Genomic DNA, 535 nt, shown 5'->3' with positions numbered 1-535 from the left:
AACTTGCTCACATGAAGTACATTTCGTCCACACACCCTCAGGGATAGACGCTTTACGTGAGCTTACGATGTTGCTTTTTCTAAAATCTTTTCAAGCCAACTCATGGAAGACCTTTTCTCTCTACGCTTCCGCTCCATAAGCGAAGAACAAAAATTCGAATTTACGCGTGTGGATTAAACCACATATAACGACAACTGTAGATAAAAAACTGGTTGTACCTATTTTTTCAGTCAAAGTCGCACGCTAAGTTACTCATTTTTTTGAATCTGAATCTCTCGATTAGTTCAAATTATCGGGCAAAAACAACGGGCCGATCGACTCGCGAGGTAAATCGAACTCTTCAGGGTAGTCCACATCAACGAGAATACAAACCACTTTCGGGCTTTTGGCCGTCGGACCGGCGAGCTTACGATCTTTCGCTTCGAGCAACCATTTGATCCACTCTGGATCTTGCTCCCCACGACCAACCATAATTAAACTGCCCGTAATGTTGCGTACCATGTGGTGCACAAAGGCATTGGCTTTGATGTCGTAT

General features: G+C 43.7%; 2 pseudogenes. Both read right to left on the bottom strand.

Annotated features, from left to right (window positions below):
* Window positions 1-104: pseudogene (locus CIK04_RS27290) on the bottom strand (acetyl-CoA carboxylase carboxyl transferase subunit beta); the annotation flags it as partial.
* Between the two features lie 175 nt (window positions 105-279).
* Window positions 280-535: pseudogene (truA, locus tag CIK04_RS27285) on the bottom strand (tRNA pseudouridine(38-40) synthase TruA); the annotation flags it as partial.

This window comes from Vibrio sp. 03_296 (assembly GCF_002265885.1).
The sequence above is the reverse complement of the archived record's forward strand: the minus strand, read 5'-3'. Positions and strand labels throughout refer to the sequence as shown.